Source organism: Streptomyces sp. NRRL S-340 (genome assembly GCF_000720185.1).
Classification (GTDB): Bacteria; Actinomycetota; Actinomycetes; order Streptomycetales; family Streptomycetaceae; genus Streptomyces.
Map to the genome: position 1 here is coordinate 1 of NZ_JOIY01000136.1, position 338 is coordinate 338.

At 69.2% G+C, this 338-nt stretch carries 1 protein-coding gene; it reads left to right on the top strand.

Annotated elements, in window-relative coordinates; all coding sequences use genetic code 11:
* Positions 1-101 precede the first annotated feature (101 nt).
* On the top strand, positions 102-338 hold a 237-nt coding region (locus IG64_RS39925; protein WP_234438756.1), incomplete at its 3' end, for a ricin-type beta-trefoil lectin domain protein.

The window sequence follows — 338 nt, forward strand, 5'->3', positions numbered from 1 at the left end:
AGATCTGGGGGGTGCCGTCGTCGCGTCCGACGGGTGTGGTCAGCGGGTACGGCGGTAAGTGCGCCGAGGTGGCGGGTGCCGTCTCGGCGAACGGTACGGCGGTGCAGTTGAACACCTGCGGGACCGGTAGTGCGCAGTCCTGGACGGTGGCGGCGGACGGTACGTTGCGGGCGTTGGGCAAGTGCATGACGGTGGCCGGGGGCGGTACCGCGAACGGTACGCAGGTGCAGTTGTCGACCTGTTCGGGTGCGGCGTCGCAGAAGTGGCAGGCGCAGTCGAACGGCACGCTGGTCGGTACGCAGTCGGGCAGGTGCCTGGATGCTACGGGTCCGAGTTCC